Below are 245 nucleotides of genomic sequence, written 5' to 3'. Positions count from 1 at the left end.
CTTGCCTGGTGCAGTCACAGCAAAACGCTGAAAAAGTATGATCTTGCCCCAGGGGATATGCTGGAATTTTCTGGAAAAGTTGTGGCGAAGAAATTGACAAAAGGAAAAGAAGTGGCAAAGGAGTTCATAGTCGAAGCCCCTGTATTGTATAAAATCAACAACCCATCTAAAATCGTAAAAAAATAACTGAGACATCCGCAAGAAGCACCATGTTCTTAGTTTTTACAAACGCCAGTGTAATAGGC

The 245-nt window shown here is 40.8% G+C and carries 1 pseudogene; it reads left to right on the top strand.

The annotated features are described in order from the left end of the window. Positions 1-186 (top strand): annotated as a pseudogene (locus RYX56_RS24505) (hypothetical protein); the annotation flags it as partial. Positions 187-245 lie beyond the last annotated feature (59 nt).

It is taken from the genome of Alkalihalophilus lindianensis (assembly GCF_032843265.1).
GTDB lineage: Bacteria > Bacillota > Bacilli > Bacillales > Bacillaceae_D > Alkalihalophilus > Alkalihalophilus lindianensis.
The sequence above is the reverse complement of the archived record's forward strand: the minus strand, read 5'-3'. Positions and strand labels throughout refer to the sequence as shown.